Raw genomic sequence first — 19,825 nt, forward strand, 5'->3', positions numbered from 1 at the left:
AGTTCACCTCAAAAGCGTGGCGGGATCGGTGTCGCGCAAACGATGTATTGCCAAAAGACAGGCAACAGCCGCGACAAGAAGCACCACCGTTGAGGCCGAGGCGACGATACTGAAGCGCAATTCGAAAGGAACGCGGTAAAACGCTGCCATTAAGGCGATTGCGACACTCAGAAACAGGCTGATGACGAAGCCGAAAAGGCCAACCCAGCCCGCCTGTTCGATAACGATGAAGCGCAGCCGGTCGAAGGGTACGCCGAGGGCTCTAAGCGTCGCATATTGAGGAACTGTTCCTGCCACCGCACCCATCAGAGTCTGGCTGGTTATGACCGCACCGATCATGACTGCAATCAAGGTTGCGAAAATGAACGCAATTCCCGCACCCGAATCTAGCAGCATGTACATCGTCGTCATCGATGCGAGTTCTTCGGCCGACCAGACCTCGAAGCGGCGTATGTCGGTGCTGCTGTTAAGTCGCGCCTGAATGGCGGCGCCGTTTGTGCCCGGCTTTAGATCATAGAGGAAATAGGTGGCGCCGCCGTCGCTGGGCAGGCTGTGATCGAGATTTCGGGCGGTTTCCCGTGAGGCCACGACATTGACGCCTCCCAGGCCACGAAGGCCGTCGATATAGCCGACGATCCGCACCGAGCGCCCGTTAACCTCGGCAACGCCGCCCTTTTTCGTGGAAAGTTTCGATGCGTCCGCAATATCAACGACAACTGTGCCGGGCTCGTTCAATTGGTTTCGCAGCGAACCGGGAACGATGCGCGCGAGCGCCTCAGCGTCATTTGCGGTATTGATGCCGAGCACCGTAACGCTGACACCGCCGCCACCGTGAGTGCCTCGCCAGTCGCCTGAGCCGAACAGGACCGGTTCTACATGCGAAATTGCCGGCTCGGCATAGAGATTTGTCGCCACACTGGCCGGGATTGCGCGTCCAAGGTCGACGCTCTGTGTTCCGGGAAAACCCACCCAATATTGGGCGGTGGATTGCGTAACATAAAGACCGTTTGCTCCCACGATGCCCAGCAGCAATGCGCCCTGAACTGTCATCAGGACGCCTGAAAAGGCGATCGCGACCGTGGCGGGTAAAAAACGACGCCATTCGTGGATCAAGGTCTTGCGCGCAATCGAGATCGTCATGATCCGTTTTTCCTCCGCTTGTCGGGGGAGGTTGCAACACTCTGTGCCTCCGCGCCCAGACTTCCGCCCGTCGCTCTTGCGAAGACGATCAGCGCTTCCGCTTCGTCTTTGATGGCTTCGGTGAGTTGACGTCGGATTTGTGCGGCGGCGAGGTGCCGGGTCACAAGTACGGACGCGTCCGACAATCCTTCGCGCGACAGCAATTGGGCCTCAGCAACGGACTTTTCAGCAGTCGAGTGGACTGATCTTACACGGGCAGTTTCGAGCCGCGCGGCAAGAAACGCACGCAGGGCCGAGGAGGCTTCGCCGTGCGCGACAAGGACCGCCTGTCGGTAGGCTACGACGGCTTCACGCAATTGCGCTTTTTTCGCCTCCACGACATCAAGCCGCTTTCCATAGTCGAAAATTGGCATTTGCAAGGAGGGGCCGCCCATAACGCCGAAGATGGACCCGGAGACGGGTGACCCAATGCCAATCATTCCCGAAAGATGGAGTTTCGGATAAAGATCGGATTTCGCAATTCCCACCTCGGCTCCCGCCTTAAGGACTGCAAATTCAGCCCTTCGGACATCCGGACGCTGCCGAAGTATATCGGCCGGGACCGTCGTCACCGGTGCTTTGCTCGCTACGGGTTGCGGTTTTATTGCCGACAGTGCTGCATCGTCTTCCGCTGCGCCCTGAAGCACGGCAACGCGCTGGATTTCGTCTGCAATAGCATTATTGAGGACACGTTTTTGTTGCGCCATAGCGGCGGTATCGTCGGTTGCTGACTGTGCTTCGAGCTTTGTTGCCAATCCGCTGCGGGATCGCACGGTCGTTATATCCCTGGCCTTTGCTTTGGCGGACCAGAGCAGATCGGCATTTTGCCGCTGGTGCTGCAATGCCCGCAAGCGAACATAGCTTGTTGCGGCCTCCGCGACGACGGAGAGCTTTGCCGCATTAACGTCTTCAGCTGCCATGTATCCGTCCAGATCGGCGGAATGCTGGGCCAGCTTGTCTTGCCCGAAAAGAGCGATTTCCCATCCGGTCTCAAGATTGAACTGGGCTGGACGGCGGGAAATGTCGTCCACCTTTGTTCTGGTGCTGGAACCGGTTGCAGACCCTGAGAGGCCGACACTGGGCCGGAGGCCGGAAGACGCAGAGTGTGAGATGGCGGCGGCAGCAGCCAGCCTCTCGCGGGCCTGCGCCACGGTCAGATTACCTTGCTGGACACGCGCCACGATACTATTGAGTTGACTGTCGTTAAGCGCCAGCCACCAAGCCTCGCTTTTGGGGCTGGGTCGCTGCCCGCTCATCGGCGAAAATTGCGGCGGCAACTCCGAAGGTGCGATGTCCGAAAAGGTCGGGCCCCCTTGATGGCAGGACGACAGGACGAGGGCAAAGACAACCCAGCGATGCCGCTTCAAGATCACATTGCTGCTCGACTGTGAATGATCACAGCCATCAAGAAGCACCCTATACATTTTGGACCACATGAAACACGCATTACCCGGAAAAATCGTCGTTGATCCCTATTGCCGGTCGCCGATCCGACAATTCTAATGGATGTCGTCGCATCCATCACGCCTCCCAAGACCATTGCAGGCTCAAGATTTCGCGCAGTCACTGTGCAGATTTGGTCGAGGACGTAGGTATCGACCTTTCCTCCGGTGCCGTCGAAACACACCAAGCACCCGCAATGATCAGCGCACTACCGCCCAGCTGAAGAGCGGAGACCGGTTCGGAATAGAGAAGCCACGCGCTTGCGAGCACGAAAACATAGCTTACCGCGGAAAGAGGAAACGCTTTCGACAGGTCAGTCTGCGCAAGGACACGCAGCCACAGGACGAAACAGACGATTTCGGCAATGATGGCAAAAAGGAACCAGGGCGATGAACCAAGTTTCACGATCCACTCGATGCCGAACTCGCCTGAAGCATGAACCGCGCTCTGTTTGAGAAATATCTGCTGCAGCGTATTCAAGAGCGGGATGGAGAGCCAAAGCGTCGGGAGATCCTTCATTGTTTCTCCAATCCATCGGAACTGAAAAGCGGTGAAACCCACCTCAGCACGGTGTGAAGAGCAAGGTTTCGGTGCCTGAAAAACATGGAGTTCGCCGTTAGCATACTGCCGAGGCGGAGCTTGTTCTGGTAATAGGCCTGCCCGCTTTGATATCGGGTGAGCCCATGCTCGAGGCAAAAACGGATGTTCTCGAACCAGCTGAGATAATAGAGATTGTATGGCTTGCCACTGATGTTATCCATGCAGAAGAATTTATCGATGAGCCGGTCGCGGTCGTGCAAAAGTAGGTTGAAGGCGAGAATGTCTTCTCCAACGCGATAGACCGTGCAGAACGCATTCGCGGGCAGATTTGCCAGGACACCGGTGAAGTAGTCCGACGTCAATTCTTCGAACTGCCACTCACTTCGATTACGGGTATCGTGATAAAGTTCGAGAAAGCGGGGCAACATGTCACCGAGGTCCTTGACCCTCTCCACTTTTACCTCTGAGGCTGCACGGCATTTGCGGCGCATGTCCTTGCGTGTCGAAGACGACAATCCGGCAAGATAGGTCTCCATATCAGGAAAGTCGACGCGCAACGATGCGGTTGGCAAGCCGGGCATGGCGACGAACTTGCGCCGGTGGATCGCTGCAGACAGTGCGGGGCCGAGAGGCATCGGCACGTCTTTCAGCGCGAACAGGCCGTATCCCGACATCTGCGCCCATCGTTCCGTGCACCCCAACAGGTGGGTCATCAGATCAGCTTCCCAAATACCGGGAATATCCGGATGCATTCCGACGCTCGCGCACTCCGTACAGGGAGACCCGATACAGGCAAGCCGGAGCGACAAAAACCGTGGGATTCTTTTGCGGATGCTTTCGACAAGGGACGTTAGCCGTCCTCTTTCCAGCGTCGTTTCCAGACGGTAATCGCACAGAAAAATCGGAGCAGCAGCAACGACGACCCCAAAATAACTGATCGTCGCATATCGCCATTCGAAACCGACAAGTCCTGCCTGTTCGACTGCCAGCAAATAATCGTAGCGTTCAATCTCTGCTTTAAAGCATGCGTCCCACGCATGCCTGTCGATGGTCGCAAGCGTGTCATGGATCAGGAATTCGAGGTTTCGGGAATTGAGGCCCGCCCCGTCGCCAATCTCAAATCGGGTTTCTAAAAGCATGTTTCGTCTCGAAGAACCGGGCGGAGAGATCGGCGACCTTGCGATGTTCTCTGTCCACGTGGATCATGTGATAGCTGTCGTTCAACCACTGCAGCGCTCTTGGGCCGCCCAGCTTCGCGGCGATATAGCGGGCGTGGTCCGGGCCACTGAGATCATCTTCGGTTGAATGGATGATGAGCGATGGGGTGGTGATCGCGGGCAGATGCTTCTTGAGGTAATGGCCAAGTCGGTTCATTTCGACGAGACCCCGCCCGGGGAAATGGCTGAGAACGCCTTCGTTTTCCATACCCGCAATGATGCGCCTTAGGCGGTCGTCCTTGATTCCGAGGGAAGGCGTCTCGCTGAAATTGAGACGGTCGATGAAGGGTATCAACTTTATCCATCTGATATGCGGTGAAAGGATCGCGTAATAGCGCGGAACATTCCAGCCGTCGTAGTGGAAGCAGGGTGAGTAGAGTGCGACCGACTTGATCGGGGACGATTGCATATGGGACGCGAGAAGCGAGAGCTTTCCACCAACGCAAATGCCGGCCGAAAAGACGGTGTCGCTTCTCGTCGCCAGCCAGTCTGCGGCGATCGTGGTGCTGTCGAGCCAGTCTTCAAAGCGGGAGCGCCGCAAGGCAGCTTTCCCACGCCCGTGCCCGGCGAGTAGTGGGGCGAAAACCGAATAACCCCTGCGGCTGAATTGTCGCGCCACCAGACGCATTTCGGCAGGAGCACCGCTCATGCCGTGCACGAGCATCACGGCCTTGCCATTCGAACCCTCTTCGAAAAAGGAAAGACCGTCGTTTGACGGATTGAACACTTTCGTCTTTTCGTCTGCCGGAACGTGCGGGCAGGGGCGGGATAGACTGGATTGTGACCCAGCGAAAGAAAACGTCATAGTCCTGATACTCCTACGCAGATGACGCCGCCGGACACAAGCGCAACACCGATGGAATGACGCAGACCGATCTTTTCCCTGAAAAGGATGGCGCTGAAGATGGTGATTACGGCATAGCTCGAGGCCATCAGCGGGAATGCGATGGAGAGCGGTACGCGCGCAAGGACATAGGTCCAGGCGACAAGCTCTACGCCCCAGAACACGATTCCGGTTAAGGTAAAGGGATGCAGGTAAATATTGCCCCGGTCTTTGGCGGAAGCGAATTTGAAGCAGATTTCCCTGCCGGCCTCCGTCAGCACGCAGAACAGGATTAGAGCAAGCATCGTATTATTCAGCCCGTCCATCATGCCAATATTTCCGAAAATGATCTTAAAAGAGTAAGGTTGGTGATGGTGTTGCGATCGCGGGTCATCATCGCATCCGGAGCGCGCAGAGGCTGGTCGATCAGGATTTCCCCCTGCTTTAAAAGTCGTGTGAGCAGCGAGCCGGTGTACATCGGTGTCGAATAGTCCCCGATGACATCTGCCCCCACGATGCGATGTCGCTCTGCGATGTCGCTGAGTAGCTCAAGGATCGTGGAAAGCCGCAATCGGCCCTGATCCCAGTTGGTGATGGCGTCGTCCAGGGACAGGCAATCCTTGTCTATGGTGATGTAGACATTGGACGTGAATATCCTCGACAGCAGCTGCTCCCTGAATGCCGTGAGGCCCATCTTTTTCATGGTCGACCAGATGAGATGGCCGCCCGACTGGATGTAGCTGACGCTTTCACCATAGCCGCGTTTGACGCGACTTGGCAGGTGGTCGTAAGGGTAGAGCTCAACCTTGCCGTTAGCGAGATTGCCAAGGTTAGCACCCTTCCGCTCCGGCGATTGCAGGTCGTCGCTGCAGACACCAAGCGTGATGATCTTTTGAACATTTGGATGTTCTGCGACCTCGTTCACCCATGAGCCACAATGGAGACCGTTGTCGAAATTGACCCAGTCAGGATGATTGTCGACATGGATGACGGTGAGAGGTCCATCGAAGGTTTCTGCCGCCTCGGCAATCAGCAACGCTGAGACATGATGAAAGTCGCCCGATCCAAGGAAACACAGTCGAGGGGACGCGTGCGCGCCGGCGGGGCGCGCTAAACTGGGTTTCAACAGATCGAGCGACTCTCTCCTACTCCAGAGACGAACGGCGCTCCCACAGCGTCGTTCGTCAACCTCGCGTGCGCCCACCGAAAGTGCGGCATCCACAAAGGTTGGCTGCAGATGGAGGGCATCATCGAGATGGAGCAGAAGCGTGTCCACGAGGTTATCTCCGTTCAGCGCGGGTCAGAAGCTGGTCAAGCAGCTCAATCGCGAGATTGATCTCGTCGAAAGTGATGTTGAGGTTCGGCGCGAACGTGATGACGTTCTTGTGGTAACCGCCAACATCGAGCACCAGGCCGTAGTTGCGCCCGTTGACGATCATGTCGCCCTTCATGCCCTCATCCGACATCCAGTCGAGCGTGGCTTTGTCAGGCGTGAAGCTGTCGTCGCGGCAAATTTCCATCCGGAGAGCAAGGCCGAGCCCATCCACTTCGCCGACGATCGCGTGTTTGCGCTGCAACTGCTGCAAGCCATCAAGGAAGGCGGCGCCCTTTGCCATGACACTGGCGCCGATATTTTCTTCCTCGGCCATTTTCAGTGTTTCGAGAGCTACAGCCGTTCCCATCGGGTTGCTGGCGAAGGTGGAGTGCGTGGAACCGGGTGGGAAAATTGTCGGATTGATCATCTCTTCGCGTGCCCAGATGCCGGAAAGCGGGTTGAGACCGTTCGTGATCGCCTTGCCGAATACCAGAACGTCAGGGGAGACGCCGAAATGTTCGATCGACCAGAGTTTACCCGTGCGGTAAACACCCATCTGGATTTCGTCGACAACAAGAAGAATGCCATGCTCATCGAGCACCTTCTTCAGTTCCACGAAGAAGTTCATCGGCGGAATGACGTAGCCGCCTGTGCCCTGAATGGGCTCGATGTAGAATGCCGCATATTCGGACTTGCCGGCTTTCGGATCCCAAACCCCGTTATATTCGCTCTCGAACAGGCGGGCGAATTTCTGGACGCAGTAGTGGCCATACTCCTCTTTCGACATGCCCTTCGGGCCGCGAAAGTGATAGGGAAACTCGACAAACTGGGCGCGTTCGCCAAAATGCCCGTAACGGCGACGGTAACGATAAGACGAGGTGATGGACGTGGCGCCCAGCGTGCGACCATGATAACCGCCCTCGAAAGCAAACATCAGGCTTTTTCCGCCCGAATAGTTTCGGACAAGCTTCAGCGAGTCCTCGACGGCCTGCGAACCGCCGACGTTGAAATGCACGCGACCCTTCCGACCGAACTTTCTTTCCGCGTCCTGGGCGATCATCGTCGCCAGTTCGACCTTCTCACGATGGAGATATTGCGAGGCGACCTGGGGTAGGGTGTCAAGCTGGCGATGGGCTGCAGCATTAAGGCGGGGGTTGCGGTATCCGAAATTGACCGCAGAGTACCACATCTGCAGATCGAGGAAGGCCGTACCTGTCCCGTCATACATGAAGGATCCATCGCATCCCGTGAAGAATTTGGGGCGATCCGTGTAGTGGACCGTGTCTCCGTGGGAGCAATAGGTCTCCTCCAGAGCACGGAGTTCGTCTTCGGATATGATGTCGTCCTGGCCGTCAATCGGCTTGATAAGAGAATGCATTTTCATGTTCCTGATTAGGCAGTTTTTGAGAGGTGAGAGGCCGCTGTGTTTGCAGTACGGATGTGCGGCAGCTGGGTCGCGGCCTCTGTCTGGACGTCCTTGAAAGTCGTGTAGGAAACGAACGGAATCGAAATGCTCGCGCAATGCGTGGCGAGTTTGTGCTTGGCAAAAAGCAGGTCGGCATTTGCCGAGACGCAAAAGTCGCTGCGGCCGTCGCCGACGTAGATATGGGGCGTATGTGATGCCACGATGGCACATTTGCAGACGCCCGATCCGGCTTTGCATGCGGACTGCGTAAACGGAGCTTCCAATCGATAGTGGAAGCGGTTGCCGTTGTTTTCGACACAGAGGTGATTGGCGATGATGTCGAGATGATCGAGACCGTGATTGGACAGGACGCGGTGAATGAAACGATCGACCCCGTCGCTGACGACGGTTACGGGGATCGAATTTCTCAAACACCAGCGGACGAATTCAGGGAATTCAGGATCGATTTCGACCGTGTCGAGAAATTCATCTATTTGGTTGATGGCCGCTTGGATGAGCGTGATTTGTGCACTCATGCATTGCCGCGCATCGATGCGCCCTGCTTCCCAGGCTGCTTCGATATCGCGCCACTCGGGGGCGGCGAACCGCTCGAGAACGGCATCCGTGACGTCGATCGTGGCTATCGTACCATCAAAATCGCAGTAGGCGTGCATCAGCGCGCCATCCCTGCACATGCGACGTCAGAAGGTCTGGAAACGCGATATGTGTGGCCATGAGCAGCCAAATGACCAGACACTGCTGAGATATCCGCTCGATAAAATAGCGATTTCACCGACGATTGTTCGATTGTTGGTTTTTTCATGTCCGAAATGCTCTCCGTCAAAACCAGCACGTCGGGAAACGGAACGGTGCCGTTTGCCGGTGCCGTGCTGGCGAAAAGGCAAATGCGCCTCGTCTGTCGAGAAATCGTGGAGAAAATCTTCGTGTTCGGTGGAGCGGTCACCCGTCGGCAATATCACCGATTGACGCACTTGAATAAGTTGGTCCAATTGCAAGCAGAATACCGACGCCGGAATGCGATCGCGACCTCAGCACGTTGAACCGAATGCTTTATGTCAACGCCTGCACAAATTGCCTATCGAAAGACAATCTATGAACAATGCCCTCATCCTCATCATAGAAGACGACCCGGAAATATCCGACATTATTGAGACCTATTTCGCGCGCGAAGGCTTCCGCGTCGTTACCGCAGGTGACGGCGCAGTTGGATTGGGCCATCATCAGCGCCTTCGGCCGGATCTGGTCGTGCTGGATATCAAGCTGCCGCGTCAGGACGGGTACGAGGTACTTGCCGCCATCAGGCGAGTTTCCGATACGCCTGTCATCATGGTGACGGCACTTGCCGACGATCTGGACAAGCTGCAGGCTTTGCGCATTGGCGCCGACGACTATGTCGTCAAACCGTTCAATCCCCTTGAGGTCGTTGCACGTGCCAAGGCGGTGCTTCGGCGGGTGGCGGGTCGCAGTCCAGACCACGTGTTGCGTGTTGGGCCGCTCCGCGTCGATCCACAGGCCCATCGTGCGGTGGTTGAAAAGGGATCCGATCACGTGACCCTCGATCTGACGCGCACCGAGTTTAGAATTTTGGCGCATATGGCGGCGTCACCCAACCGCGTGTTCGAGCGATCAGAACTCGTCGATGCCTGTCTTCCAGAAGGCGAGGCGCTGGACCGAACAGTTGACAGCCACGTCAGCAATCTAAGGCGCAAACTCACTGCCGCGGGCGCCGGGGGCGTTCTGACGGGTGTGCGTGGCGTAGGGTACCGGATTGATGACATCTAAACGCACTAATCTGAACGCAGGACTCGTGCGGGCGATGGTGTTGCTGACACTATTGGCCTTCGTCGTTGTCTATGGCGGCCTGGTGGCCTATTTTTTCTTCATCTATGATTGGCTTTATCCCGAGGGAGAATATGACAGCGCCTGGCAGATTGGAGATACGGTCACGCTGGGGCTGCTGCTTGGGATAGGTATATTGACCGCCTCGATCCTGGGCTGGAGGTTGGCGCGATACGTTACGGAGCCGCTGAAGTCTGTTGCGAGTGCGGCAAGGACGATTGCCCGTGGTGATTTTTCGGCACGTGCCGTGCTTCCCCGCCGCAGCTTTGGCGAAGCGGGTGAACTTGTCGCGGATTTTAACTTGATGGCGGAACGGTTGGAGCGGGCAGAGACCGAACTCAAATATTCGAACTCCGCAATAGCCCATGAATTGCGAACCCCACTGACCATCTTGCGGGGCAGATTGCAGGGTCTGCTCGACGGCGCGTTCCAGCCAAGTCCCCAGCTCTATCTTCGTCTCATCGCTCATGTTGATGACCTCGGCGGCATCGTAGAGGAGTTGCGGACACTCGCACTCAGCAATGCCGGCCAACTCGATCTGCAATATTCACGGCTCGATCTCGCATCCGACGTAGCTGCCGCTGCCGATTCGATGGAAGACGAGCTTTCAATCGCGGGCAGCCTCGTCGTGAGGCGGCTGAACCCCGCTGTAACCCTGGCAGACAAGCCCAGATTACGTCAAGCAATTGTGGCTCTCCTCGATAATTGCCGGCGCTACGCCCCAAATTCCACCGTGTATATCGAGACTTGGCAGGACAGGAACTATGTGTATTTCCGATGCACCGATACGGGTCCAGGCCTCGCTGATGACAACCAGAACCGCGCCTTTGAGCGTTTTTGGCGAGCTGATGATTCCCGTAATCGTGTTTCCGGCGGTTCAGGCCTGGGTCTGCCCATCGTGAAGGCGATCATGCAAGCCCATGGAGGTGACGCAGTCATTCTGCCTACCGAGGGACGCGGTTTCAGTATCGAACTCCAGCTACCTCGTCGAGAAGAAGCCCGAGACTGAGGGTCACACACGACTGACATTCGCAACGGCGTTCCCGCTGTCGCGGAGTTCGGCGTTTCGGCGAAAGCCTGAAGAAGGTGCCGCAGGGCATGGAATGATGGGGGTGCTTCGGCACCCCGTCATTCGTTTAAGGCTACCGATTATCGACGTTTCCTCCACGTAATCTGGACTTGGACTTGGTTAGTGACACTCACGAGCAATCTCTGCTCTAAGTTGTCGGCGCGGACGTGCCGGCCGAATTCTATGAGGTTTTCGATGCGAAACGCGCTCATTCTCGCGGCGGCAATTACCGGCGCAGCCATCCTTGGAAACACTACCGCGCTGGCTGGTTCATATGCCGCTGCCGAAATCAACATGCGGGCGGGTCCGAGCACACATTATCCCTCCATGGGTATCTTGCCGGAAGGCTTACCCCTGAAAGTCGTCGGCTGCACGAAAGGCAATCGTTGGTGCGACGTAGAGGCCTCGCGGCGCCGGGGCTGGGTTTCGGGCGCTTACATCACTATCGACTACGAAGCACGAAGGCTCCGGGTGCCGGCTTACGCTCATGTGATGCATGAGCCCGTCGTCCCAACGGTTTCCTTCAATATTGGCACCTATTGGTCCGATCATTACGCCGACCAGGATTTCTATAGCGACATCGACACCTGGGATGACTTTGCATGGGAAGACGATGTGCCGCCGCCCGGTTGGGATCCCAATTGGTGAGACGGCGCTCAGGCGGATGGGTTGCTGTGCGACCCCTGCCCAAGCCAGATCTGGGCAGACGCTCCATGACCGAACGAAAACTTCTCGTTGTCTGCATCGTCTTTTCTATCCTTGAGGTGGTTCTTGCCTGGCATACGACCGGCTCGCAGATTAACGACCATTTGCGGACGAGCGTTCAGCAAGCCGCAACACCATGAGTCAGACGACAATGAAACGCAAAATCACCAGAAAGAATGGTCTCATCATTGGCGCCGTCATCGCAGTTTTGGTGATAGGCGGGGCCTCGGCGCGGACGGTTTTCTCCGAGACGGATGATAAGGAAGAAATCGTCATGCCGGTTGTTCAGGGAGCCGTCGAAGAAGCGGTTGTCGCTAGCGCCGTCCTCGAGCCCTCCCGTTTGGTCAATGTGGGAGCCCAGGTGTCGGGGCAGCTGAAAAACCTGCATGTCGAACTCGGGCAGAAGGTGAAGCAGGGCGATTTGATCGGCGAAGTCGATTCGACACCGCAGGCAAACGGCCTGCGGATTGCCAGTGCCGCCCTTGCGAACCTGAAAGCACAGCGGCGCGCGCGGGACATCCATCGGCATCAGGCTGAACTTGCTTACAACAGGCAGAAAACGCTCAATAGCGCGAACATTGTTTCGACCGCCAACCGGGAAACGGCGGAAGCGGCGTTTCGCGCCTTGCAGGCCGAAGTCGAGGCGCTCGACGCGCAGATCCTTCAGGCTTCGGTCGAGGTTGAGAATGCCGAGGTCAATCTCGGCTACACGAAAGTGCGTGCTCCGATCGACGGCACGGTCGTTGCCGTCGTCACCAAGGCGGGGCAGACCCTGAACGCCGTTCAGGCCGCACCGACAATCGTTTCTCTGGCGCAACTGGACACGATGCGTGTGAAAGTTCAGGTTTCGGAAACCGATATTGGGCGGGTTCGGGTCGGGCAGGACGTCCGCTTCACAATCATGGGTTATCCTGACAGTCCGATCTCGGCGAAACTTGAGCAGATCGAACCGGCGCCCACGACAATCGCAGCAGATTCCGCGACCAGCACCGGTACGTCAGCGGCGGTTCAGGGTGCGCAGGCGGTTTATTATAACGGCCTGTTCAACACCCCCAATGCGGATGGCCGCCTCAGGCCCATGATGACAGCGTCTGTTAGAATTATCGTCGGCAAGGCAGAAAACGTCCCTCTCGTGCCCTGGTCGGCCCTCACGGATCGCGATAAGGACGGCCGCTATCATGTCCGTGTGCGTCAGGCATCCGGCGTCGCAGTCGAGAAGCTGGTTACGGTCGGGCTGACGGATAAGATCAACAACCAGATCATCGACGGACTTTCGGTTGGCGATAAGGTCATCATACCGTCGAAAGGCGAAACATCGTCCAACGCAGACATGGTGACGATGTGACCCCGCTTATCCAGATCGACAATGTCTACCGCTCGTTTGTGGCCGGGGACGAAAAAATCACCGCGCTTAACGGTGTCAGCCTTACGATCGAAGCGGGTGAGCTTGTCGCGATCGTTGGTGCCAGCGGTTCGGGTAAATCCACGCTTATGAATATCCTCGGATGTCTCGATCGGCCGAGCGAAGGGGACTATGTGATTGGCGGCAAGAGTGTTTCAGGGCTGACTGCCGATGAGCTTGCGGCGTTGCGACGGGAGCATTTCGGTTTCATCTTCCAGCGTTATCATTTGCTCGGACCGCTCAAAGCCGTCGAGAACGTGGCAATTCCTGCCGTTTATGCGGGTCGTGACCCGGCTGCCCGCCATCGTCGGGCGAGGACACTGCTGGATCGTCTTGGTCTTGGCGAGCGTCTCGATCATCGCCCGGGGCAGCTTTCCGGAGGCCAGCAGCAGCGTGTCTCCATTGCCCGCGCCTTGATGAATGGCGGCGAAATCATTCTCGCAGACGAGCCCACCGGGGCACTCGACAGTAAAAGCGGCGAGAACGTACTTGAGATCCTTAAGGAGCTGCACGGTGAAGGGCACACCGTCATCATGGTCACGCATGATATGCAGGTTGCGGCCAACGCGGACCGTATCATCGAGATCCATGACGGCAGGATCGTTTCCGACCAAAGAACACGGGATGTCCCGGAAGCAAGCATCACACTGCCACCCCACGACGAAACGCCGGTCGGCCGGTTTTCTGCCTTCAGGCAGCGCCTGTCCTATGCGGTTCCGATGGCGCTTCGCTCCATGGCAGCCTATCGCATCCGCACGTTCTTGACGATGCTCGGTATTATCATCGGCATCGCCGCCGTCGTTTGTGTTGTGGGCCTGGGGGAAGGATCGCGTGAGAAAGTTCTGGCTCAGATGAGCGAACTTGGCGCCAGCACGCTCTCAATCTATCCGGGGCGCGATTGGGGTGACGAGCGTGCGGCGAGTATCACGTCTCTCGTTATCGCTGATGCCGAAGCAATCTCGGCGCAATCCTATGTGCGCGGTGTGACGCCGCTCATCTATGCTTCGGCCCGTGCGCGATCAGACCATGCTTCCCTGACCGCAAATATCAATGGCGTCGGGCACGACTATTTTGCCATTAATGGCATGAAGCTGCTATCGGGCAAGGGCCTCTCCTCCGCGGGGCCGTCGATGCTCGGTCAGCAGGCTGTTTTGGATGACAGCACGGCAGCGGCACTGTTCCCTAATAACCGGGTTCCGCTTGGGCGCACCATTATGATCGACCGCATGCCAGCGACAGTGGTGGGCGTTGTCCAGCGGCCAAGAAGCGCTGCGGGCGATAGAACGTTGCAGATCTATGTTTCCCATCTCAACTTCGCAGGAAGGGTGTCTGGAACTGCCAGCAGTCTTGGCGGACTGACTGTGCGTGTCGCAGATGGCATCGATACCGCAGCCGCCGAACGCGCGATCGTAAACCTGGTTACCCGCCGGCATGGGACAAAGGACTTCTATGTCTTCAACAGTGACCAGATGCGAAAGGCGCTTGAGAAAACCTCCCGCACGATCACACTTTTGATTTCTTCCGTTGCAGTGATTTCGTTAATCGTCGGCGGCATCGGTGTCATGAATATCATGCTCGTTTCCGTCACGGAGAGGACACGCGAAATCGGTCTTCGAATGGCCGTGGGCGCAAGACGCCTGGACATTCTGCTGCAATTCCTGATCGAAGCGATTTTGATTTGCCTGGCCGGCTCGATCGTCGGCGTAGCCCTTGCGTTTGCGATTGCAACGATAATCGGCGACAAACAGGGTGAGATGCCGATGATCATCTCCATGCAGGCGGTGCTTGGATCCTGCGTCGTTGCTTTTCTGATTGGCCTCACCTTCGGCTTCCTGCCCGCCCGCAACGCGGCGCGGCTCGATCCGGTCGAAGCTTTGTCGAGAGAGTAAGAGGCAATATCGTGCCTCATGCCGTCCTAGTGAAAGAGAGAGTTCAATGAGCAAACATGGAAATTCGGTCGATTTGACGCTGGATATAGCGCAAGGGGCGGATTTGCCCGATTTCAAGAAGGCCTTGCAGCGCGCTTTCATGCTTTCCGTCGCCGAGGAAATGGGGTCGATGGGCGAGAAGATCCCGGCTGACGAGGACATTGAAGGCGCATTTCAGGCTCCCGGCTCTGTCGTTATTCGCGTTCTCGCCGACGGCAAGTGGGTGGGAGGTGCCATCGTCACGATAGACGACAAGACGCATGAAAATGAGCTCGCCTTCTTTTATGTGGAACCAGATGAGCATGGTCGTGGCGTCGGCCAGAAAGCGTGGAAAGAAATAGAGCGACGGTATCCTGAAACACGCATATGGACGACGCACACGCCCTATTTCGAAAAGCGCAACATTCACTTCTACGTCAATAAGTGCGGGTTCAAGATCGTCGAATATTACAATTCGCGGCATCCTGACCCGCACGATACGGACGAAACTGATCCAAATGACGGTGGCATGTTCAGATTCGAGAAAAACATGGCCTGTGCAGGACGCTGACCCTAATCAGCAAATTTGTCGGTGAGATGAGCCAATAATCCAATTTACCGGTGATTGCCGACGCCGTTTGGCCAATGTCTCGTCTTGTGATCGGCTCCTGACCCGAATCAAACCATGCGGGGAAGAACATCGGTCGGACCGCCCTTGTCCATCAGCCGGTGTTTCAGCGCTCCCAGCACGTGAAGTCCGATCAGCACCAGAATGGCGTAGGCGCCGTACCTGTGCAACGTTTGGAAGACGGAAAAAGCATTGTCGTTCTTGGGAAGCAGTTCCGGCAGATGCGGAATGAAGAAAAATGGCACACCGTCACTCTGCGAAAAACTGCTAGAGAGCGAATAGCCGAGCAGCGGAACGAGGAGCGTGAGGAGAATGAGAAGCTTGTGGACTGCATGTGAGAGGGTTCTCTCCCACCGCGCAAGCGCCGAGGGCGCTGAGGGCAGGCTCGTTGCGTAACGCGAGCGAAGTGCAAGGTGGACAAGCGCAAGCAGCCAGACGAGAATGCCGAACTGCTTGTGGTTGGGATAGAAGATCGAAGCGGTTGTCATATCGCTTTCCGGCAGGCGCGTCATATACCAGCCCGATGCAATTAGCCCGATGATAAGAGCGGCTCTTATCCAGTGAAGACAGCGGATCGGAAGGGGATATTTAACGGCCTTGAGATTGTCTGTGTTTATGGCTGACATCACAATGGTCTCCTAGATGGGAATGGTCATCTCGCCAGATTGGCGCTGCCGAATGAGAAAGACGGGCTCAATGGCCCGCCTTGACGTTTTTGAGGGCAAGGAATACGGCTGCCGAAAGCAGGCCGATCGTCGTGCCCGCTGCTGTCAACAGAACCGCATGCGCTTGCGAAAAGGCACTCTTGCCGGCGGTTACCAGTGCCGCAGCGACGCTTCCGGGCAGCTTGCCTGCCAGAACGTAGGTATCTCCGATCGAATGGCGTGCGGCATCTGCGAGCTCTGTCGGAACCCCTGCCGGGAGAACCAGTGCACCCATGTAGATTGCCGACAGCGCCACGCCGAAGAAGGTGATGCCGAGGCCGGCGCCCAGCTCGTAACCGGTTGCCTCGAGCGAACCGGCAGCCCCTGCCTTCTCAGCCTCCACGGCTCCCATGATGGCGATCGATGAAGCAGTGAGGCCGATGCTGAGCGATAGTCCGAGCAGCATTAGGCATGCTGGCACGATGAAGCCGGGGTCATGGAAATCCATTCGCGCCAGCCCGAGAAGGCACAGAGAGGCAACCAACAGGGATGCGCTAGCGACCGTGCGAAGCCCGAGCCGGTTCGACAGGAAACCGGCGAAAGGACCGCCGACGGCGGCAGCAATCATGATGGGCAGCATGAAGAGGCCCGCCTGCAGCGGGGACTTGTCGAGAACAAACTGCATCTCCTGGGCAATGGTTAGTTCGACACCTGCCAACGCCCCCGACGTGACGATCGACATCGCCACACCCGTCACGATCGCAGGGCGGGAAAAGAGAGTTACGTCAAGCATTGGCTGCGAGACGGAAAGCTGGGAGCGAACGAAAATCGTCAGAGCCGTCGCGCCGATGAGAAGAGCGAGTACGACGATTACGAAGGGCTCCTTGCCACCGAAACCGATTTTGACGGCATAGACCAGTCCTATAAGACCGACGATCAGCAAAAGAGCCTGGCTTATCTGCCACTTGCCAGGAGAAACCATTTCCTTTTTAGGCAGGATGAAAGCGATGATCGGCATGATGACGAGCACGACGGGAATATTGATCAGGAAGACGGATCCCCACCACAAATGCTCGAGAAGCGCGCCGCCGACCAGTGGACCGACTGCGGCACCGGCGGCTCCGACCGTGCCCCAGAGACCGAGCGCCATCGCGCGCTCACCCGGGTCTTCGAAAGTGCGCCTGATAATGCCGAGAACGCAAGGCAGGATCATCGACGCACCGAAGGCAAGTAGGACACGCCCAGCGATCAACATCCAAGGCGTCACCGAAAACGCAGCCACGAGGGAGGCAACGCCGAAAACGAACAAGCCGGTCAGCAGCATTTTCCTGTGGCCGATCCTGTCGGCAAGGGTTCCCATGGGTACCAGCAACCCGGCCATCAGGAGCGAATAGATGTCGATGATCCAGAGCACCTGCGTGGTCGAGGCCCGCAGCGCCAGTGTCAGCGATGGCACGGCGATATGAAGGATCGTCATGTCGATCACAACGGGCGTAAATGCCAGCATGACCGCAATGAGAGTGAACCACCGACGCGCGCGCAGCGGGGAGGGTGGCGTGACGTTATTCGGGTCGACAGACACCGTCATTGTTTTCACCATCAGAATACTTGATCGCGCAAGGCTGACAACGGGCTGGACCCGCTGCCACTTCCGCATCCTGGACCGTATTGGGGGCCCCTTGTCGTTTCATGGAGGCATTGTGGAGAAAGCGTGGAGACGACGTCCTTCGGTCACGCGGCGTAAGAATGGTCAGGAGACCGGCTGACCGAGCGATATCTCGAACATCGCGCCGCCTTTGGCGGATGGCGCATATCGCATCTTGCCGCCGTGGGGGCGCTCGCGCCAGATGTGTCAGCAGGCGGAACTTGGTCAAGGTGAGCGACAAGCGGATAGTCTCGCCGTCATTGTCGATCTTTGCCTGGTAGCCGTCGAGATCGATGGTCGGATTGCCGACGCGGACGACGGCTCCCGCCTGAGCGAGCCCGGCACTCCTGAGGACCGCCTTCGCCCGTGTCACGACCTCGATGGGGTGGAACGGTTTGACGATGTGATCGTCGGCGCCGATGCGCAGCCCCTGACGGCGGTCGACATCCTCGTCGAGCGCGGTGACCATGATGACGGGGGTATAGCCGCGTCTTTGTATTTCCGCCAGAACCTCCCACCCACCCATCCTGCGGCGGCATGGTGACGTCAGCCAGGAACGGTATCGGGTTTCAGCGAGCGGTGGAGTTCAAGGGCTACCTTGCCGTCGCGGGCATGCGCCGTGCGGAAACCCTCGCGGACAAATTAGGCCTCGAGTATGCCGGCAATTTCCATGTCGTCTTCAGCGATCAATACTAGTTCAGCCATCGTCGTCACACTCCTTGACACCTCCATGCCACCGAACGATGGCGCCGTCGAGTTTGAGACCGCCGCCTCCACGAAGCCTCAACAAATCCTGCACAAAGCCACCACGCTCAGACCTTACATGGCCGCCATCAAAGAGATTTTTCAAGAATTCAATGGTGGACACACATGCAACGCGGATCACGCTTCTGGAAACTCGGCGCATTGTGCCTGCCGATCATTCTTCTGTGTTCGTGCAGCGACAGCGGCCAGGGCGAAGGCAGCGCTCCCGAAGTGGCGGCGCCTTCACGCGTCAGCGTCCTGACTGTAAAGCCGGAGACTGTGACCGTTTATGACGAGCTGCCGGGCAGGGTATCAGCTTATCGAACAGCGGAAATCCGGGCGCAGGTGGGCGGCATCATCCAGAAGAAGCTCTTTACCGAAGGGGCGTTCGTCAAAGCCGACACGCCACTTTTCGAGATCGACCCTGCACCATTCGCCGCCGATGTGGACGCGGCAACCGCCGTGCTTGCTCGCACTGAGGCAGAGCTCCTCAATGCGCAGGTCAAATATGAGCGCGCGAAATCCCTGTCGTCACGCGAGATCACCAGCACAGAGTCCTTCAACAATGCAACGGCCGCTCTGGCGCAGGCAAAGGCAAATGTGGCGGAAGCCAGGGCCATTCTGGCGCGGCGAAAGCTGGAGCTCTCCTACGCCACGTTGCGGAGCCCCATTGGCGGCCTCATTGGCCAGTCCTTCATGAGCGAAGGGGGGCTTGCCTCGGCTTCTGCGACGACACCGCTCGCCGTCATTCAGCAGATCGATCAGGTCTATGTGGACGTTCGCCAATCGGCAATGAGCCTCGAAGCGCTGCGCGACACGGCGGCGGAGGCAGGATCGCAGAATCCGGACGAACTGCCGGTCAAGATCACGACGATTGCCGGTAAACCCTTTGCCCATGACGGAAAGATCCTGTTTTCGGATATTTCCGTCGATAGCGCCACGGGAAGCCTCGGTATTCGCATCCTCGTCAGCAACCCGGAGGAGCAATTGCTTCCGGGCATGTATATCCGCGCCATGGTACCACGCGCCATCTATAGCGAGGCAATCCGCGTGCCGCAGGAAGCCATTACACGAGATCCGGCCGGTCGCCCCCAGATCATCGTCATTGGACAAGACAAGACCGGTGTCCGACGAACCGTGGAGTTGGGGCCGATAACGGACGGTCAGTACATCGTCACATCAGGACTTGCCGCTGGAGAGACGGTTGTCGTCCTGGGGCAGGATCGCGTCGAAAACGGGCAGCCGCTGGAGACATTGCCCTTTTCCGCCGCCGCGCCACAGACAAAAAGCTAAGGAGCG

General features: G+C 57.5%; 21 protein-coding genes. 8 read left to right on the forward strand and 13 right to left on the reverse strand.

Annotated elements, in window-relative coordinates; all coding sequences use genetic code 11:
* Positions 1-3: 3 nt before the first annotated feature.
* The 10 genes from F617_RS0114600 to F617_RS27950 form a co-directional block, all read right to left on the reverse strand.
* Positions 4-1,140 (reverse strand): ABC transporter permease, encoded by a 1,137-nt coding sequence (locus tag F617_RS0114600; RefSeq protein WP_013637476.1) that lies wholly within the window; start codon positions 1,138-1,140, stop codon positions 4-6.
* Positions 1,137-2,435 (reverse strand): TolC family protein, encoded by a 1,299-nt coding sequence (locus tag F617_RS0114605; RefSeq protein WP_245260801.1) that lies wholly within the window; start codon positions 2,433-2,435, stop codon positions 1,137-1,139. Before F617_RS0114605 ends, F617_RS0114600 begins: the two co-directional genes overlap by 4 nt.
* A 307-nt stretch (positions 2,436-2,742) precedes the next feature.
* Positions 2,743-3,141 carry an EamA family transporter gene (locus tag F617_RS0114610; RefSeq protein WP_019565808.1) on the reverse strand — a complete coding sequence of 133 codons (399 nt, stop codon included), beginning with the start codon at positions 3,139-3,141 and terminating at the stop codon, positions 2,743-2,745.
* On the reverse strand, positions 3,138-4,301 hold the full coding sequence (locus F617_RS0114615) for a GNAT family N-acetyltransferase (RefSeq protein WP_019565809.1): 1,164 nt from the start codon (positions 4,299-4,301) through the stop codon (positions 3,138-3,140). The genes F617_RS0114610 and F617_RS0114615 overlap by 4 nt, the downstream gene beginning before the upstream one ends.
* Positions 4,279-5,184: a carboxylesterase gene (locus tag F617_RS0114620; protein ID WP_013637480.1), complete on the reverse strand. Its 906-nt coding sequence runs from the start codon at positions 5,182-5,184 to the stop codon at positions 4,279-4,281. The genes F617_RS0114615 and F617_RS0114620 overlap by 23 nt, the downstream gene beginning before the upstream one ends.
* Entirely contained in the window at positions 5,181-5,531 is a 351-nt protein-coding gene (locus F617_RS0114625) for an EamA family transporter (protein ID WP_013637481.1), read from the reverse strand. Before F617_RS0114625 ends, F617_RS0114620 begins: the two co-directional genes overlap by 4 nt.
* Positions 5,528-6,478, reverse strand: a complete 951-nt coding sequence (locus F617_RS0114630; protein WP_026330865.1) for an arginase family protein — start codon at positions 6,476-6,478, stop codon at positions 5,528-5,530. Before F617_RS0114630 ends, F617_RS0114625 begins: the two co-directional genes overlap by 4 nt.
* Before the next feature lie 4 nt (positions 6,479-6,482).
* Complete coding sequence (locus F617_RS0114635; RefSeq protein WP_026330866.1) at positions 6,483-7,895, reverse strand: aspartate aminotransferase family protein; 1,413 nt, start codon at positions 7,893-7,895, stop codon at positions 6,483-6,485.
* A 14-nt stretch (positions 7,896-7,909) separates the two neighbouring features.
* A complete protein-coding gene (locus tag F617_RS0114640) occupies positions 7,910-8,596 on the reverse strand; it encodes an MtnX-like HAD-IB family phosphatase (RefSeq protein WP_019565813.1) in 687 nt (228 codons plus the stop codon).
* Positions 8,597-8,623: 27 nt separating this feature from the next.
* Positions 8,624-8,938, reverse strand: a complete 315-nt coding sequence (locus F617_RS27950; RefSeq protein WP_155846269.1) for a hypothetical protein — start codon at positions 8,936-8,938, stop codon at positions 8,624-8,626.
* Between the two features lie 97 nt (positions 8,939-9,035).
* Here F617_RS27950 and F617_RS0114645 point away from each other — a divergent pair, with 97 nt between their 5' ends.
* The 7 genes from F617_RS0114645 (at position 9,036) to F617_RS0114675 (ending at position 15,436) form a co-directional block, all read left to right on the forward strand.
* Positions 9,036-9,725, forward strand: coding sequence for a response regulator (locus F617_RS0114645; protein WP_019565814.1), 690 nt, complete (start codon positions 9,036-9,038; stop codon positions 9,723-9,725).
* Positions 9,715-10,791: an ATP-binding protein gene (locus tag F617_RS0114650; RefSeq protein WP_034502160.1), complete on the forward strand. Its 1,077-nt coding sequence runs from the start codon at positions 9,715-9,717 to the stop codon at positions 10,789-10,791. The genes F617_RS0114645 and F617_RS0114650 overlap by 11 nt, the downstream gene beginning before the upstream one ends.
* A gap of 255 nt (positions 10,792-11,046) precedes the next feature.
* Positions 11,047-11,499: an SH3 domain-containing protein gene (locus F617_RS0114655; protein ID WP_019565816.1), complete on the forward strand. Its 453-nt coding sequence runs from the start codon at positions 11,047-11,049 to the stop codon at positions 11,497-11,499.
* 65 nt (positions 11,500-11,564) lie between these two features.
* Complete coding sequence (locus tag F617_RS29050) at positions 11,565-11,696, forward strand: hypothetical protein (protein WP_019565817.1); 132 nt, start codon at positions 11,565-11,567, stop codon at positions 11,694-11,696.
* A gap of 11 nt (positions 11,697-11,707) precedes the next feature.
* The gene (locus tag F617_RS0114665) at positions 11,708-12,901 is read left to right on the forward strand and encodes an efflux RND transporter periplasmic adaptor subunit (protein WP_019565818.1); all 1,194 of its coding nucleotides are present in this window, start codon (positions 11,708-11,710) and stop codon (positions 12,899-12,901) included.
* Positions 12,898-14,847 carry a MacB family efflux pump subunit gene (locus F617_RS0114670; RefSeq protein WP_019565819.1) on the forward strand — a complete coding sequence of 650 codons (1,950 nt, stop codon included), beginning with the start codon at positions 12,898-12,900 and terminating at the stop codon, positions 14,845-14,847. The genes F617_RS0114665 and F617_RS0114670 overlap by 4 nt, the downstream gene beginning before the upstream one ends.
* A gap of 46 nt (positions 14,848-14,893) precedes the next feature.
* A complete protein-coding gene (locus F617_RS0114675; protein ID WP_013637492.1) occupies positions 14,894-15,436 on the forward strand; it encodes a GNAT family N-acetyltransferase in 543 nt (180 codons plus the stop codon).
* A gap of 107 nt (positions 15,437-15,543) precedes the next feature.
* Here F617_RS0114675 and F617_RS0114680 read toward each other — a convergent pair whose 3' ends face one another.
* From F617_RS0114680 to F617_RS28870, 3 genes are all read right to left on the reverse strand, one after another.
* A complete protein-coding gene (locus F617_RS0114680) occupies positions 15,544-16,119 on the reverse strand; it encodes a cytochrome b (protein WP_019565820.1) in 576 nt (191 codons plus the stop codon).
* Between the two features lie 67 nt (positions 16,120-16,186).
* Positions 16,187-17,725 (reverse strand): MFS transporter, encoded by a 1,539-nt coding sequence (locus F617_RS0114685; RefSeq protein WP_019565821.1) that lies wholly within the window; start codon positions 17,723-17,725, stop codon positions 16,187-16,189.
* Positions 17,700-18,308 (reverse strand): response regulator transcription factor, encoded by a 609-nt coding sequence (locus F617_RS28870; protein ID WP_245260804.1) that lies wholly within the window; start codon positions 18,306-18,308, stop codon positions 17,700-17,702. The genes F617_RS0114685 and F617_RS28870 overlap by 26 nt, the downstream gene beginning before the upstream one ends.
* Positions 18,309-18,652: 344 nt before the next feature.
* On the opposite strand from F617_RS28870, the gene F617_RS0114695 reads away from it, so the two are divergent.
* A complete protein-coding gene (locus F617_RS0114695) occupies positions 18,653-19,819 on the forward strand; it encodes an efflux RND transporter periplasmic adaptor subunit (protein ID WP_013637497.1) in 1,167 nt (388 codons plus the stop codon).
* Positions 19,820-19,825 lie beyond the last annotated feature (6 nt).

It is taken from the genome of Agrobacterium sp. 10MFCol1.1 (genome assembly GCF_000381165.1).
GTDB lineage: Bacteria > Pseudomonadota > Alphaproteobacteria > Rhizobiales > Rhizobiaceae > Agrobacterium > Agrobacterium tumefaciens.

Coding starts and splice junctions, on each gene's coding strand:
- F617_RS0114640 (WP_019565813.1), bottom strand. CDS start 8,596: ATGCACGCCTACTGCGATTTTGATGGTACGATAGCCACGATCGACGTC.
- F617_RS0114685 (WP_019565821.1), bottom strand. CDS start 17,725: ATGACGGTGTCTGTCGACCCGAATAACGTCACGCCACCCTCCCCGCTG.
- F617_RS28870 (WP_245260804.1), bottom strand. CDS start 18,308: ATGGGTGGGTGGGAGGTTCTGGCGGAAATACAAAGACGCGGCTATACC.
- F617_RS0114625 (WP_013637481.1), bottom strand. CDS start 5,531: ATGATGGACGGGCTGAATAATACGATGCTTGCTCTAATCCTGTTCTGC.
- F617_RS29050 (WP_019565817.1), top strand. CDS start 11,565: ATGACCGAACGAAAACTTCTCGTTGTCTGCATCGTCTTTTCTATCCTT.
- F617_RS0114645 (WP_019565814.1), top strand. CDS start 9,036: ATGAACAATGCCCTCATCCTCATCATAGAAGACGACCCGGAAATATCC.
- F617_RS0114620 (WP_013637480.1), bottom strand. CDS start 5,184: ATGACGTTTTCTTTCGCTGGGTCACAATCCAGTCTATCCCGCCCCTGC.
- F617_RS0114600 (WP_013637476.1), bottom strand. CDS start 1,140: ATGACGATCTCGATTGCGCGCAAGACCTTGATCCACGAATGGCGTCGT.
- F617_RS0114615 (WP_019565809.1), bottom strand. CDS start 4,301: ATGCTTTTAGAAACCCGATTTGAGATTGGCGACGGGGCGGGCCTCAAT.
- F617_RS0114665 (WP_019565818.1), top strand. CDS start 11,708: ATGAAACGCAAAATCACCAGAAAGAATGGTCTCATCATTGGCGCCGTC.
- F617_RS0114675 (WP_013637492.1), top strand. CDS start 14,894: ATGAGCAAACATGGAAATTCGGTCGATTTGACGCTGGATATAGCGCAA.
- F617_RS0114610 (WP_019565808.1), bottom strand. CDS start 3,141: ATGAAGGATCTCCCGACGCTTTGGCTCTCCATCCCGCTCTTGAATACG.
- F617_RS0114635 (WP_026330866.1), bottom strand. CDS start 7,895: ATGCATTCTCTTATCAAGCCGATTGACGGCCAGGACGACATCATATCC.
- F617_RS0114605 (WP_245260801.1), bottom strand. CDS start 2,435: ATGAGCGGGCAGCGACCCAGCCCCAAAAGCGAGGCTTGGTGGCTGGCG.
- F617_RS0114650 (WP_034502160.1), top strand. CDS start 9,715: ATGACATCTAAACGCACTAATCTGAACGCAGGACTCGTGCGGGCGATG.
- F617_RS0114655 (WP_019565816.1), top strand. CDS start 11,047: ATGCGAAACGCGCTCATTCTCGCGGCGGCAATTACCGGCGCAGCCATC.
- F617_RS0114680 (WP_019565820.1), bottom strand. CDS start 16,119: ATGTCAGCCATAAACACAGACAATCTCAAGGCCGTTAAATATCCCCTT.
- F617_RS0114695 (WP_013637497.1), top strand. CDS start 18,653: ATGCAACGCGGATCACGCTTCTGGAAACTCGGCGCATTGTGCCTGCCG.